Genomic DNA, 14919 nt, shown 5'->3' on the forward strand with positions numbered 1-14919 from the left:
CCGTGGGGGTTCTGGGGCGGGGGGTGGGGGGGGCTGGGGCGCGCCCCGGGGGCGTAGCCGAATATGACCCGGCCCCGCCCCCCTCCGGGGGCGCTCGACCGGCCATCCCGGTGGCCTATGCCAGGCGGAAGGCCCGATTCGGACTTGTTCGGAGGACGTGACAACATGCCGTCATGTCCACCGCACTGACCGATCTCTTCCCTCACCCGATCGTGCAGGCCCCCATGGCGGGCGGCATCTCCGTCCCGGATCTCGCGGCCGCCGTGTCCGAGGCGGGCGGGCTCGGGTTCCTCGCCGCCGGGTACAAGACCGCCGACGGCATGTACCAGGAGATCAAGCAGTTGCGCGGGCTCACGGGCCGCCCCTTCGGGGTCAATCTGTTCATGCCGCAGCCCGAGTACGCGGACCCCGCCGCGGTCGAGGTCTACGCCCACCAGCTCGCGGGCGAGTCCTCCTGGTACGAGACCGAACTCGGTGAACCGGACAGCGGCCGTGACGACGGCTACGACGCCAAGCTCGCCGTCCTCCACGACAACCCGGTGCCGGTGGTCTCGTTCCACTTCGGCATCCCGAGCCCCGACGTCCTGGACTCCCTGCGCCGCGCCGGCACACTCACCGTGATCACCGCGACCACGGCCGAGGAGGCCCTCGCCGTCCAGCGGGCCGGTGCCGACGCGGTCATCGCGCAGGGTGTGGAGGCGGGCGGCCACCAGGGCACCCACCGCGACAACCCGGAGACGGACGGTACGGGTATCGGGCTGCTGTCGCTGATCGCGCAGGTCCGCGAGACCGTGGACATCCCGATCATCGCCGCCGGCGGCATCATGCGCGGCAGCCAGATCGCCGCGGTGCTCGCCGCGGGCGCGAACGCGGCACAGCTCGGTACCGCGTTCCTCGCCACCCCGGAGTCCGGTGCCAACGCCGTGCACAAGCAGGCGCTGACCAACCCGCTGTTCGTGCGGACGGAGCTGACGCGCGCGTTCTCCGGGCGGCCGGCGCGCGGCCTGGTGAACCGCTTCATGCGCGAGCACGGCCCGTACGCTCCCGCCGCGTACCCCGAGGTCCACCACCTCACCTCCCCGCTGCGCAAGGCGGCCGCCAAGGCGGGCGACGCGCAGGGCATGGCGCTGTGGGCGGGGCAGGGGCACCGCATGGCGCGCGAGCTGCCCGCCGGGCAGCTGGTGGAGGTGCTGAGCGCGGAGCTCGAGGCGGCCAGGACAGCGTTGTCGGCCGCCGGGGAAGCGGGGGGTGAGGTCCGATGACGGCACCGGTGTTCGTGGTCGAGCACTTCGACGCGGACGGCGCCGGACGGCATGTCCTCGACGGCTCGGAGGGGCGGCACGCCGTCTCCGTGAAGCGGCTGAACCCCGGCGAGGACGTCGTCCTCACGGACGGGGCCGGGCGCTGGGCCCAGTGCGTGGTCGTCGCCACCGAGGGCAAGGACCGTCTGATCGTCCAGATGGACTCCGTGGCCGAGGAGCCGGTGGAGGAGCCCCGTGTCACCGTCGTCCAGGCGCTTCCCAAGGGCGACCGGGGCGAGCTGGCCGTCGAGACCATGACCGAGACCGGCGTCGACGCGATCGTCCCCTGGGCTGCCTCCCGCTGCATCACCCAGTGGAAGGGCGAGCGGGGTCTGAAGGCGCTCGCCAAGTGGCGGGCCACGGCCCGGGAGGCCGGCAAGCAGTCGCGCCGGGTGCGTTTCCCGGAGGTCGCGGACGCGGCGACGACCAAGCAGGTTGCGGCACTTCTCGCCAAAGCCGACTTCGCGGCCGTTCTGCACGAGAGCGGCGCCGAACCCCTGGCCACGGCCGAACTGCCCGAGCGGGGCGAGATCGTGCTCGTGATCGGCCCGGAAGGAGGCGTCTCTCCCGAGGAGCTGGCGCTCTTCGCGGAGTCGGGTGCCAAGGCGTACCGGCTCGGGCGTAGCGTGCTGCGTACCTCGACCGCCGGGACCGCGGCGACCGCGCTGCTGCTCGGGCGCACCGGCCGCTGGTCCTGAATCCACGCCGACCACGCCAACCACGACACGCGTGCCGACCACGACAAGTACGACACGCGCGCCGACCACGACACGCACGCCCGCAAGCCACGCCCACCCACGGGGGGACGCCTTGGAACTCGCCCAAGTACGGTTGCTCGTCTCGGACTTCCCGGTCTGCTACCGCTTCTACGCGGAGGTTCTCGGCCTCAAGCCCCAGTCGGGCGCGACCGAAGGGCCGTACGAGAAGTTCAGTCCCACCGTCGGTTCGGCGGGCATCGCGCTCCAGGACCGCGCGATGATGGCCCGGATACTGGGTGAACTGGGCGATTTGGCGAGCGGCCACCGCTCCCTGGTGGTCCTGCGCGTCGATGACCTGGACTCCTACTGCGAGGCCATCACCTCGCGCGGTGCCGTCCTCGTGCACGGCCCGGACTTCATGACGGACCGGATGCGGGTCGCCCACCTCAAGGACCCCGAGGGCAACCTGGTGGAACTTCAGGAGTGGCTCCTCCTGCGGACCTGACACAGTTTCACGCATATGTGTTCGACGGGGACGCACGCGGGTGTGTAGTGGCCGTATGGGGTCTACCGCGACGCCCGGGACAGTGGCACTCTGCCGTCTATGGGGGCATTGATGCGTATTCGACGAGTGGTGACGCGACTGGTGACGGGTCGTCGGGGACCGATGGTCGCCGGGCTCGCCGTGGTGAGCGCCTTCGGGGTGGCCGCGTGCGAACCGGTCGGTGGCCTGAGCGCCTCCGCGGTGGCATACACGACCGACCGGGCCGGAACCGCGGAGCTCCAGCGGCAGCATGTCGACGTGCAGTACCTGAGCTGCACCGGGTCGTACGGCGGCGGGAACAAGGCCTACACCCCGGGGCACACACCGTCGGCCTCGAGTTCCACGCCCTCCGTGGTGGAGGTGGACTGCCGGGGGCAGACCAAGGACCGGCGGGAGATCACCATCACCGGGAAGGTCACCCGTGAGGTCGAGGGCAAGTGTGTCCGCGGGGACCTGACGGCCAAGGTCGGCGGCAAGCAGTGGTTCCACGTGAACGTACTGGGCAACTGCAACGCCCCGAGCACGCCCTCGTACACGCCCCCCACCTACAACGCGCCCACCTACCGGCGCCCGGGCCCCACCACCACCGTCACCGTGACGAAGACCATGTGGTGCAAGGGCGATCCCACCTGCTGGCCCGCCCAGGGCAAGTGATCCAAACCCCTGTCGGTCGGAGCCGTCGCTGCATAGGGTGATCGGGTGACTCAGTCTGCATCGTCCGCGTCATCGGCATTGCCCGCGTATCTCCGGTTTCCGCATCTGCACGGCGAGCTGGTCGCCTTCACCGCCGAGGACGACGTCTGGGTCGCCCCGCTCGACGGCGGCGGTCGCGCCTGGCGGGTCAGCGCCGACAACATGCCGGTGAACCACCCCCGCATCTCCCCGGACGGTACGACCGTCGCCTGGACGTCGACGCGCGACGGAGCGCCCGAGGTGTACGCCGCGCCCCTGGAGGGCGGACCGGCCACGCGGCTGACGTACTGGGGGAGTTCGAAGACCCAGGTGCGCGGCTGGACCCCGGACGGGCGCGTGCTCGCGCTCAGCACCCAGGGCCAGGCCAGCCTGCGCCGCAGCTGGGCCCGGGCCGTCCCGCTCGACGGCGGACCCGCGACCACCCTCCCGTACGGGCCGGTCGGCGATGTGGTGTACGGCGATCCGGGTGTGCTGCTGCTGTCCGCTCCCATGGGGCGCGAGGCCGCTTGGTGGAAGCGGTACCGGGGCGGTACGGCCGGCAAGTTGTGGATCGACAGGGACGGCGGCGACGGGGCGGGGACCGGCGAGTTCGTACGGCTGCACGAGGACCTGGACGGGAACCTCGAATACCCCCTGTGGGTGGGGGAACGCGTCGCCTTCCTGTCCGACCACGAGGGTGTCGGAGCGCTCTACTCCTCCCTCGCCGACGGATCCGATCTGCGCCGCCACACGCCGGGTGGGGGCACCTCCCGCTCGAGCGAAGCCGAGAGTGGGGGAGGCTTCTACGCCCGGCACGCGGCGACCGACGGCGCCCGGGTCGTGTACGCGTCCGCCGGTGAACTGTGGCTCCTCGACGACCTGGACGGCGCCGAGCCGCGCCGGCTCGACCTGCGGCTCGGCGGACAGCGCGTCGACCAGCAGCCGCACCTCGTGAGCGCCTCCCGCTGGTTCTCGGCCGCCGCCCCCGACCACACCGGACGCGGCAGCGCGGTCTCCGTGCGCGGCGCCGTCCACTGGGTCACCCACCGCTCCGGACCGGCCCGCGCGCTCGCCGCCCGGCCCGGTGTGCGCGCCCGGCTGCCCCGTGCCTTCCGGGTGGAGGGCGAGGAGTACGTGGTGTGGGTGACGGACGCGGCGGGCGACGACGCGCTGGAGTTCGCCCCGGCGACCGGTCTGGCGCCCGGAGCGACCCCGCGCCGGCTCGCCGCCGGACAGCTGGGACGGGTCCTCGGGCTCGCCATGGCACCCGACGGCAGCCGCGCCGCCGTCGCCTCGCACGACGGACGGGTGCTGCTCGTCGAGCGGGAGACCGGAGAGGTGCGGGAGGTCGACCGGAGCGAGGACGGCGAGGTATCCGGGCTCGTCTTCTCGCCGGACTCCGCCTGGCTCGCCTGGTCGCACCCCGGCCCGCGCCCGCTGCGTCAGCTCAAGCTGGCCAACACCGCCGACCTGTCGGTGACCGAGGCCACCCCGCTTCGCTTCCGCGACTACGCGCCCGCGTTCACCCTCGACGGCAAGCACCTCGGCTTCCTCTCGGCCCGCTCCTTCGACCCCGTCTACGACGAACACGTCTTCGACCTCGCGTTCGTCGGGGGCTCCCGGCCGCATCTGATCACCCTGGCCGCGACCACCCCGTCCCCCTTCGGACCGCAGCGCCACGGCCGCCCCTTCGAGGCACCGGACAAGGACGAGACGCCCGACAGCGAGGGCGCCCCCACCACCCGTATCGACCTCGACGGACTCGCCGACCGGATCGTCCCGTTCCCCGTCGAGGCGGCCCGCTACTCGACCCTGCGCGCCGCCAAGGACGGGCTGCTGTGGCTGCGCCACCCGGTCGTCGGAGTCCTCGGCGCCTCCCGCGCCACCCCGGACGACCCGGACCCGAAGACCGAACTGGAGCGGTACGACCTCGCCCAGCAGCGCGTCGAACACCTTGCCGCCGACGCCGAGCACTTCGCCGTCAGCGGCGACGGCAAACGCGTCCTGCTGTGGACCGACGGCAAGCTCAAGGTCGTCCCCAGCGACCGCCGCGCCTCGAACGACGACGAGAGCGACACGAACATCACCGTCGACCTCTCCCGGGTCCGCCAGACCGTCGACCCGGCCGCCGAGTGGCGGCAGATGTACGACGAGACCGGCCGCCTCATGCGCGACAACTTCTGGCGGCCCGACCTGGGCGGGGTCGACTGGGAAGGCGTGCTGGACCGCTACCGGCCGGTGCTCGAACGGGTCGCCACCCACGACGACCTCGTCGACCTGCTGTGGGAGGTGCAGGGCGAGCTCGGCACCTCGCACGCGTACGTCACCCCGCGCGGCGGCTGGGGCGGCGGCGACCGGGCGCAGGGTCTGCTCGGGGCGGACATCTCCCGTCACGAGGACGGCAGTTGGCGCATCGACCGGATCCTCCCCTCGGAGACCTCCGACCCGGACGCCCGGGCGCCGCTCGCCGCGCCCGGCGTCGCGGTGCGCGCGGGGGACGCGATCGTCGCGGTCGCCGGGCAGCCGGTGGACCCGGTGGCCGGACCCGGGCCGCTGCTCGTCGGCACCGCGGGCAAGCCGGTCGAGCTGACCGTCTCCCCGTCGGGCGGCGGCGATCCGCGGCACGCCGTCGTCGTCCCGCTCGCAGACGAGGAGCCGCTGCGCTACCACGCCTGGGTGGCGGACCGGCGCGCCTATGTCCATGAACAGTCGGGCGGCAGACTCGGCTATCTCCACGTGCCCGACATGCAGGCGCCCGGCTGGGCCCAGATCCACCGCGACCTGCGGATCGAGGTGGCCAGGGAGGGGCTGGTCGTGGACGTCCGGGAGAACCGCGGCGGCCACACCTCCCAGTTGGTCGTGGAGAAGCTCGCGCGGCGGATCGTGGGCTGGGACCTGCCGCGCGGGATGCGGCCCTACAGCTATCCGGAGGACGCGCCGCGCGGACCGGTCGTCGCCGTCGCCAACGAGTTCTCCGGCTCGGACGGCGACATCGTCAACGCGGCGATCAAGGCGCTGGGCATCGGGCCGGTCGTCGGGACACGGACGTGGGGCGGGGTCGTCGGCATCGACAGCCGGTACCGGCTCGTCGACGGCACCCTCGTCACCCAGCCCAAGTACGCGTTCTGGCTGGACGGTTACGGGTGGGGCGTGGAGAACCACGGTGTCGACCCGGACGTCGAGGTCGTCCAGACGCCGCAGGACCACGCGGCCGGGCGCGACGCGCAGCTCGACGAGGCGATCCGCATCGCGCTGGCCGCGCTCGCGGAGAACCCGGCGAAGGCGGCACCGGAGCTGCCCGAGCTCTGATCCGCGCGCCCACCCGCGCCCACCGAGGCCGATACGATGCAGGACGTAATGATCAGACGGCGTGAGGAGGCACACGTATGTCGGGAGAACCGCAGGACGATTGTCTGTTCTGCAAGATCGTCGCGGGGCACGTTCCCGCGAACGTCGTCCGGGAGACCGACACGACCGTCGCCTTCCGCGACATAAACCCCCAGGCGCCCACGCACATCCTGGTCATCCCCAAGGTGCACCACCCGGACGTGGCCTCCCTCGCGGCAGCCGAGCCCGCCATCGCCGCGGACGTACTGCGCGAGTCCGGCGAGGTGGCGTCCGAGGAGAAGCTGGAGAGCTACCGCATCGTGTTCAACACGGGCGGCGGCGCGGGCCAGACCGTCTTCCACGCGCACGCCCACCTCCTGGGCGGTCGTGGCATGCAGTGGCCGCCGGGGTAACCGACCTTGTCCGTACGTGAACTGGTGGTCCTCGGCACCGCCAGCCAGGTCCCCACCCGGCACCGTAACCACAACGGCTATCTGCTGCGCTGGGACGGGGAGGGCCTGCTCTTCGACCCCGGTGAGGGCACCCAGCGGCAGATGCTGCGGGCCGGGGTCGCCGCGCACGACCTGCACCGCATCTGCGTCACCCACTTCCACGGCGATCACTCACTCGGCCTCGCCGGGGTGATCCAGCGCATCAACCTCGACCGTGTCCCGCACGAGGTGACCGCGCACTACCCGCGCTCCGGGCAGCGCTTCTTCGACCGGCTGCGATACGCCACGGCCTACCGCGAGACCGTCGAGCTGACCGAGGCACCGGTCGAGGCGGACGGGGTGCTCGTGACCACCCCCTCGTACACCCTGGAGGCCCGCAGGCTCTCCCACCCCGTGGAGTCCTTCGGCTACCGGCTGGTCGAGCCGGACGGCCGGCGGATACTGCCCGAGCTGCTCGCGGAGCACGGGATCAAGGGGCCGGACGTCGGACGGATCCAGCGTGAGGGCGCGCTCGGCGGGGTCTCGCTCGACGACGTGAGCGAGGTGCGGCGCGGACAGCGGTTCGCGTTCGTCATGGACACACGGCTGTGCGAAGGCGTGGACGCCCTCGCCGAGGGCTGCGACCTCCTCGTCATCGAGTCGACGTTCCTGGACGGGGATCACCAGCTCGCCGTGGACCACGGCCACCTGACGGCCGGTCAGGCGGGCCGGGTGGCGCGGGACGCGGGCGTACGGCATCTCGTGCTCACGCACTTCAGCCAGCGGTACTCCGAACCGGGAGAGTTCGAGCGGCAGGCCCGGGCCGCCGGGTTCGAGGGGGAGCTGACCGTGGCGCACGACCTGGTGCGGGTGCCGGTGCCGAAGCGGCGATGAGCCGTCGTCGCGCGAGTCGATGAGGCGTCGTCGCGCGAGATCGTCGGTACACACCCGTACGATATTTCGATGCCCCTCCCCAAAGCAGAACTGCACCTCCACATCGAAGGCACCCTCGAACCCGAGCTGGCCTTCGAGCTCGCCGCGCGCAACGGCGTCACGCTCCCGTACGCGGACACCGAGGAGCTGCGCAAGGCGTATCTCTTCGACGACCTCCAGTCGTTCCTGAACCTGTACTACGAGCTCATGGCCGTCCTGCGGACCGAGCAGGACTTCGCCGACCTCGCCGACGCCTACCTCGCACGGGCTGCCGCGCAGGGCGTACGGCACGCGGAGATCTTCTTCGACCCGCAGGCCCACATCGCCCGGGGCGTCGGCATGGGGACGGTCGTCGAGGGGCTGCACGGCGCGCTCTCCCGCAGCGAGGAGACACATGGGGTCTCCACCCAGCTGATCATGTGCTTCCTGCGCGACGAGTCCGCCGAGTCGGCGCTCGCGACCCTGGAGGCCGCGAAGCCCTACCTCGACCGGATCGTCGGCATCGGCCTCGACTCCGCCGAGGTCGGGCACCCGCCGGTCAAGTTCCGCGAGGTCTACGAGGCCGCCGCCGCGCTCGGCCTGCGGCGCGTCGCCCACGCGGGCGAGGAGGGGCCGCCGGCGTACATCACCGAGGCGCTGGACGTACTCGGCGTCGAGCGCATCGACCACGGGCTGCGCTGTATGGAGGACCCCGAGCTGGTCGAGCGGCTCGTACGGGACCGGGTACCGCTGACGCTCTGCCCGCTGTCGAACGTACGGCTGCGCGCCGTGGACGTCCTGGAGGACCACCCGCTGCCCGCGATGCTGGACGCCGGGCTGCTGTGCACGGTCAACTCCGACGACCCCGCGTACTTCGGCGGGTACATCGGCGACACCTTCCACGCCGTGCACGCGGCGCTCGGACTGGACCGGGAGCGGATGCGGGAGCTGGCCCGCAACTCGTTCGTGGCGTCCTTCCTGGAGCACGACGAGGAGCGGCGGGCGCGCTACCTCGCCGAGGTCGAGGCGTACGAGTTCGGCTAGGGCCTGTCCGGCGGGACTACCTGCTTGCGGACCCCGGTCCGGCCGCCGCTCCCGCGGTCGCCTGCCGGGGTCCTGCCGTGTCGTACGCCGTCCGGGGCGCCGGGACGGCGTCGAGCGGGATCTCCACGACCGGGATCTCCTGGGCCGGGATCTCCACGACCGGGTGCTCCTGTGGGAGCGGGGCGGTGCGCCGGGTGCGCAGGGCCACGGCGGTCATCGGGGCGGTGATCAGGAGCAGGCCGAGGGCCAGGATCACACCCATCCCCGGGTAACCCACCCGTGCGGAGAGCAGGCTGCCCGCGAGCGGGCCGCACGCAGTGCCGAGCGAGGAGGCGGAACCGACCAGGACCGCCCACCGGCCGCGCCGGTCCAGGGACGCGGCGAGGCCGATGACGTAGGAGAGCACGACCGGGTGGACCGTGTTCCAGGCGATCTCGCCCGTCGCGAAGGACGTCAGGTCGGTGGCCGCCGCGCTCAGTGCGATGCATCCGGCGATCAGGGCCGTGCCCGCGCCGATGGGCAGCGCCCGGCCCAGGCGCTGGCCGAGTGCGCCCGCGCCGATCACCCCGAGCAGCCCCGCGCCGAGGGCCACCGCGAAGACCGCGCCGACGGTCACCTCCGTCAACCCCGCCTGCTGCAGACCGATCCGGCCGCTGACACCCCAGAGTGAATTCTGGGCGAGGGACCAGCAGAGCATCGCGGCGGCGAGGACGAGACCGGCGCGGCGATGGGGGAGGGGAGCGGCGGTGGCGCGGAGGGCGCGGGCGGCGGGGGTGTGGAGGGCCTCGGGGGTCCCGGCCGTCGGGAGGCGTCGGGTCACGGGCAGTACGAGCAGCGCGGTGACGGCGATCGCGGCGAGGGGGTGGCCGTGGCCCGGGCCCAAGTGGGGGATCGTCAGATACAGCGCGCCCGCGAGGGCGGAGACGCCCAGCAGACCCAGGGTGGTGGTGCGGTGGGGGTCGCGCTGGCCGGCGATCCCGGTGGCGGCGACGGTGGTGATCGTGCCGGAACCGAGGCCGCCGGCGATCGCACCCAGGACGACCAGGGGGATGGTCGTCGTGAGGGCGGCGGTGCCGTAGCCGGCGGCGGCCAGGAGCAGGCCGACGCGGGCGAGCCCGCGGGGGCCGAAGCGGTCCACGCGGGACGCGAGCAGGAAGCCCGCCGTCGCCGAACTCAGCAGCAGGGCGCTGCCGATGGAACCGGCCTCGGTGGCGGAGAGGGGGAGGCCCGCGCTCAGCCGGCCGACGGTGGTCGGGAGCAGGTACGGGGCGAGGTACCCGGCCGTGAAAAGGGCGACGAGGGGCCAGGGTGTGGTGGTGCGGGCGGACACGGGCGTTCCCAGGGCATGCGAAAGAGCGGCTCGATAAGGGGGGTTGGGCGGCTGTCGACGGACAGGAACGCGCGGGCAATTTGTATCAAGCGGGTGGGGGCGCGACGTAGGCGGGGCGGTGTGATCCGGGTCACGTTCTGTTTGCGGTGGGAGGGTCGGGGTAGGCGAGTCGGCTTCACCCGGCCGTCGACCGGTCCGTTCCGGCCCCGACCGGCGCCGTGCCGTGTGCCGTTTGGTGCACACTGGCCTGAATCCGCACCACCTCAGGGAGCGCACCGTGATCGAGACCAACGGAGAGCGACCGTACTGCCAGGCACACGTCGACCCGCTCGCCGGTCTGCGCACCCCTCAGGACCCGCCCTGGGATGTCTACCTCACCGGCACCGTCTTCCTCGACATCATCTTCACCGGGCTCGACACCGCCCCGGTGCGCGGCACCGAGTCCTGGGCCCGCGGGATGGGGTCGAGCCCCGGCGGCGTCGCCAACATGGCGACCGCGCTCGCCCGCCTCGGCCTCAAGACCTCCCTGGCGGCGGCCTTCGGGGACGACCACTACGGGGAGTACTGCTGGGACGCCCTGGAACAGGGCGAGGGCATCGACCTCGCCCCGTCGCGCACCGTGCCCGACTGGCACTCGCCGGTCACCGTGTCGATGGCGTACGAGGGCGAGCGGACGATGGTCAGCCACGGGCACGAGCCGCCGCCGGAGGAGCCGGCGCCGGAACACGCCCCCCGCGCGCGGGCCGCCGTCGCCTCGCTGACGCCCGGCACACGCGCGCACTGGATCGCCGAGTCCGCGCGTGCGGGCACCCGGATCTTCGCGGACGTCGGCTGGGACGACACCGGGCGCTGGGACCTGGCAGGGCTCGCGGACCTGGAGTACTGCGAGGCGTTCCTGCCGAACGCGGACGAGGCGATGCGGTACACGGGGGCGGACTGCCCGCGGGCCGCCGCGCACGCGCTGACCGAGCACGTGCCACTGGCCGTCGTCACCCTCGGTGCCGAGGGCGCGTACGCCGTGGACGGCCGTACCGGGGAGACCGCCGAGGTCCCCGCGATCGCCGTGGAGGCCCTCGATCCCACCGGTGCCGGTGACGTCTTCGTCGCCGGGTTCGTGATGGGCACCCTCGCCGACTGGCCGCTCGCCGACCGGCTCGCCTTCGCCGGGCTGACCGCCGCGCTCTCCGTCCAGGAGTTCGGCGGCTCCCTCTCGGCGCCCGGCTGGGCCGAGATCGCGGCGTGGTGGCGCCGGGTCCAGTCGGTCGACGACCAGGAACCGGCCGCGCTGCGCCGGTACGCCTTCCTGGAGAGCCTGCTCCCGGAGGTGACCCGCCCGTGGCCGCTGCGGCGGGCGGTCCCGACCATCGGCTTCCGCCGGTCGGCCTGATCCACCTCAACTTCCCTGCGCGGCAACGTGGTTGACCGCCTTGCTTCACCCTGCCCAAAACCCCCACGTCACGCCTCCGAACGGAACCCGTCCTGTCGGAAGTCGTTGACAGGATGACGTTTCGTGCTCGATTATCGGCTGAATCGAGCATGATTTTGCATCTCACCTTCACCGTCTCTCGTACGCGCGCCATCTCTCGCACCGCACCCGCACCCCCGGACCCATGAGTTCCTCCTCGCCGAAGGACATGCGTCGTGCGCACACCATCACGAAGACTCAGGGTGCTTCTCGCCGTCTTCTCGACGGCGCTCGCCCTGCCCGCAGCCCTGCTCGCCCCTCAGACCGCCACCGCCGCCGACCCGAGCGGCGGCGGCCCCAAGGTGACCTCGTCGGCCGACGGGATCGCACTGACCGTCCCCTCCGCCGGGAACGCCCCCGGCTACACCCTCGCCATCGCCACCGGCCAACTCACCCTCGTCACCCGCCGGTCCGGCACCGACGTCCTGTCCACCGCCGACGGTGGCACCGGCGGTCTGCGCTTCCGTACGGGGGACACCTGGCAGCACGCCACCAAGGTGACCGGCTGGTCCTGGAAGAGCGGCGTCCTCACCCTCACCGCCGCGACCACGGCCGACGGCGCCACCGTCGCGGCCCGGATCACCCCAGCCTCGGACCGCTACCAGCTCGACTGGGACGTCGAGGGAGTCGAGCCCGACCGGTTAGGACTCGCCTATGACCTGGCATCGGCCGGGCACTGGTACGGACACGGCGAGGCCGAGACCGCACAGGGCGGCCCCGGCACCGACCAGCCCTGGCCGCTCGACAGCGGAGAGGTCGTCCATCCGTCCTTCGGCCCGGCCTCGTACAACATGGTCGACCCCTTCTGGTACACGTCCCGTTCGACCGGGCTGCGCGTGGACACCGGGCATGTCATGGATGTCGCGATCAACGAGGGCAAGGACGGTCTCGGCCGCTTCGACGTGGATTCCGCGGACACCTACAAGGCCACCGTCTTCGTCGAGTCCGCACCACTGGAGGTCTACCGCGACTACGTCGGCATCGTCGGCAAACCCGCCAAGAGCGATGCCACGTACGAGCAGTACGCCAAACCCGTCTGGAACTCCTGGGCGCAGTTCTACACCAACGTCGACCAGGCGAAAGTCCTCGACTACGCCACCGATCTGCACGACGCCGGGCTTGAGGGCCACACCGTCCAGCTCGACGACAAGTGGGAGTCGAACTACGGGAACCTGACCTTCGACAGCAAGGCCTACCCCGACCCGAAGGCCATGGCGCGGAAGATCCACGACCTGGGCTTCGACTTCGGCCTCTGGGTGACCCTGTGGATCAACCTCGACTCCGACAACTACCAGTTCGCCGTCGACCACGGCTACTTGCTGAAGGACGCGGCGGACACCTCCAAGCCCTGCACCGTCACCTGGTGGAACGGCACCGCCGGGATCATCGACCTCGCCAACCCGGACGCCAAGGCCTGGTACACGGGCCGGGTCAAGGCTCTGATGAGCGACTACGGCATCGACGGGCTGAAGTTCGACACCAGGTTCTTCGACGACAAGTGCGCCCCGCACGACGGGTACAAGCCCACGGACTACCAGCGGCTCGGCACCGAACTCGCCGACGAGTTCGACCTCCAGGGCGTAGGTATCCGCGTGCACTGGAACTCCACCGCCCACCAGGCCGGGTTCGTCACCCGCCAGGTCGACAAGGGCACCGGCTGGGAGTCCCTGCGCGCCTCGGTCTCGCAGAACCTCGCGATCTCCACGATCGGCTACCCCTTCGTCACCACCGACATGATCGGCGGCTCCGGCGGCCAGCCCGCCCCCACCAAGGACGTGCTGGTCCGCTGGGCGCAGTCCGCGTCCCTGATGCCGCTGATGTACTCCTCCACCTCACCCGTCGACACCATCGATGTGACGACCGGTCAGAAGGTCACCTATGACCAGTAGACCGTCGACCTCTACCGCGCGGCGATCAAGCAGCACGAACGCCTCGCGCCCTACATCTGGGACCAGGTGCGGCAGACCCTGAAGACCGGTGACCCGATCATGCGGCCGCTGTTCTTCGACTTCCCGAAGGACCAGGAGAGTTACACCGTCTCCGACGAGTGGATGCTCGGCCCCGCCGTCCTCGCCGCCCCGCAGCTCGGCGACCGGGCGACCCGGACCGTGCACCTCCCGGCCGGTGTCTGGTACGACGTCAACCACGACACCGTGATCCGCGGCCCGAAGAATCTGACGGGTTACGGCGCCCCGCTCGGCGTCACCCCCGCCTTCGTGAACCTGAAGGCGAAGGGCGCGGACAAGGCACTGCGCGCCCTGCGCGGCAGCGATGCCCCGGCCGCCTCCGTGCTGCTCGCCCCGGACGCGCCGGAGACCGGCTCCGGCACGCCCTTCGAGATGACCACGACGGCCGTCAACTGGAGTTCCCGGCCGCTGAAGCACGTCACGGCCGCGCTGGACGTACCGGACGGCTGGCACGCCGAGGCGACCGCCGCCTCGCGCGCCAAGTCGCTCGCCGGGGGTGCCGCACTCACCACGAAGTGGACCGTCACCCCGCCCGCCGACGCCCGCTGGGGCAGCCACACCCTCACCGGGACGGTGACGTACGACGGCGGTCCGAAGGTCTCCGACAGCCTCCCGGTGAAGGTGAAGCCGGTGCCGGGCACGGTCTCGGCGCCGTACCGCACCGCCGATACGGCGGGCGACGCCCAGTTCGCCCAGGCCGGCGACCAGCTGGCCATCTGGGCGGGTGGCCAGGACCTGTCCGGCTGGAAGGACGAGAAGGGCGCCGTGTACGAGAGCGGGGTCCTCGGCGAGCAGTCCACCGTGCGGGCACGGATCGTGTCCCAGGACGCGGTCACACCGGCCGGGAAGGCCGGGATCGCCGTCGCCAACGATCTGTCCGCGCCCGAGAAGGGCGGCTACGCGGTCCTGGTCATGACGGACAAGTACGGCCTCGAATTCATGGCCGACAGCGACGGCGACGGCGGGCTCGACACCTGGGCGGGCGGCGGAGCGACCTACCACCCGGCGTATCTGCGGCTGGTGCGCGACGGCACCACGTACACCGCGTACGCGAGCAAGGACGGTACCGCCTGGTCGACGGTCGGCTCGGCCACGGTCCCGTCGGCCTCGGGAACCGGTGACGCGGGCGTGATCGCCTCCGCCGTCAACGCCTACTACCCGGGCGAGCGGATCCAGGCCGTCTTCGACGGCTTCTCGGTCACGGGTTCCTGACCCGGCCCACGCACTC

Annotated in this window: 12 protein-coding genes; 11 read left to right on the top strand and 1 reads right to left on the bottom strand. The window is 72.0% G+C overall.

Annotated elements, in window-relative coordinates; all coding sequences use genetic code 11:
- Positions 1 to 173: 173 nt before the first annotated feature.
- The 8 genes from ACFVWD_RS11605 (at position 174) to ACFVWD_RS11640 (ending at position 8929) form a co-directional block, all read left to right on the top strand.
- Positions 174 to 1262 (top strand): nitronate monooxygenase, encoded by a 1089-nt coding sequence (locus ACFVWD_RS11605; protein ID WP_389595339.1) that lies wholly within the window; start codon positions 174 to 176, stop codon positions 1260 to 1262.
- On the top strand, positions 1259 to 1999 hold the full coding sequence (locus ACFVWD_RS11610; protein ID WP_168508607.1) for a 16S rRNA (uracil(1498)-N(3))-methyltransferase: 741 nt from the start codon (positions 1259 to 1261) through the stop codon (positions 1997 to 1999). The genes ACFVWD_RS11605 and ACFVWD_RS11610 overlap by 4 nt, the downstream gene beginning before the upstream one ends.
- 112 nt (positions 2000 to 2111) lie before the next feature.
- A complete protein-coding gene (locus ACFVWD_RS11615) occupies positions 2112 to 2504 on the top strand; it encodes a VOC family protein (RefSeq protein WP_389595341.1) in 393 nt (130 codons plus the stop codon).
- Positions 2505 to 2615: 111 nt separating this feature from the next.
- On the top strand, positions 2616 to 3197 hold the full coding sequence (locus tag ACFVWD_RS11620; RefSeq protein WP_389595343.1) for a hypothetical protein: 582 nt from the start codon (positions 2616 to 2618) through the stop codon (positions 3195 to 3197).
- 45 nt (positions 3198 to 3242) lie between these two features.
- A complete protein-coding gene (locus ACFVWD_RS11625; RefSeq protein ID WP_389595344.1) occupies positions 3243 to 6524 on the top strand; it encodes a S41 family peptidase in 3282 nt (1093 codons plus the stop codon).
- 77 nt (positions 6525 to 6601) lie between these two features.
- Complete coding sequence (locus tag ACFVWD_RS11630; RefSeq protein WP_389595345.1) at positions 6602 to 6955, top strand: histidine triad nucleotide-binding protein; 354 nt, start codon at positions 6602 to 6604, stop codon at positions 6953 to 6955.
- A 6-nt stretch (positions 6956 to 6961) separates the two neighbouring features.
- On the top strand, positions 6962 to 7867 hold the full coding sequence (locus tag ACFVWD_RS11635; RefSeq protein ID WP_389595347.1) for a ribonuclease Z: 906 nt from the start codon (positions 6962 to 6964) through the stop codon (positions 7865 to 7867).
- 69 nt (positions 7868 to 7936) lie between these two features.
- Complete coding sequence (locus ACFVWD_RS11640; protein WP_389595349.1) at positions 7937 to 8929, top strand: adenosine deaminase; 993 nt, start codon at positions 7937 to 7939, stop codon at positions 8927 to 8929.
- 16 nt (positions 8930 to 8945) lie between these two features.
- On the opposite strand, the gene ACFVWD_RS11645 is transcribed toward ACFVWD_RS11640, so the two are convergent.
- Positions 8946 to 10259 (bottom strand): MFS transporter, encoded by a 1314-nt coding sequence (locus ACFVWD_RS11645; RefSeq protein WP_389595351.1) that lies wholly within the window; start codon positions 10257 to 10259, stop codon positions 8946 to 8948.
- Positions 10260 to 10536: 277 nt separating this feature from the next.
- Between ACFVWD_RS11645 and ACFVWD_RS11650 the strand changes: the two genes are divergently transcribed.
- From ACFVWD_RS11650 to ACFVWD_RS11660, 3 genes are all read left to right on the top strand, one after another.
- A complete protein-coding gene (locus ACFVWD_RS11650; RefSeq protein WP_389595353.1) occupies positions 10537 to 11646 on the top strand; it encodes a carbohydrate kinase family protein in 1110 nt (369 codons plus the stop codon).
- Between the two features lie 254 nt (positions 11647 to 11900).
- Positions 11901 to 13613, top strand: a complete 1713-nt coding sequence (locus ACFVWD_RS11655) for a glycoside hydrolase family 31 protein (protein ID WP_389595355.1) — start codon at positions 11901 to 11903, stop codon at positions 13611 to 13613.
- Between the two features lie 66 nt (positions 13614 to 13679).
- Complete coding sequence (locus tag ACFVWD_RS11660) at positions 13680 to 14903, top strand: NEW3 domain-containing protein (protein ID WP_389595356.1); 1224 nt, start codon at positions 13680 to 13682, stop codon at positions 14901 to 14903.
- The last annotated feature ends 16 nt before the right edge of the window (positions 14904 to 14919 follow it).

This window comes from Streptomyces sp. NPDC058086 (genome assembly GCF_042885015.1).
Taxonomy (GTDB): Bacteria; Actinomycetota; Actinomycetes; order Streptomycetales; family Streptomycetaceae; genus Streptomyces.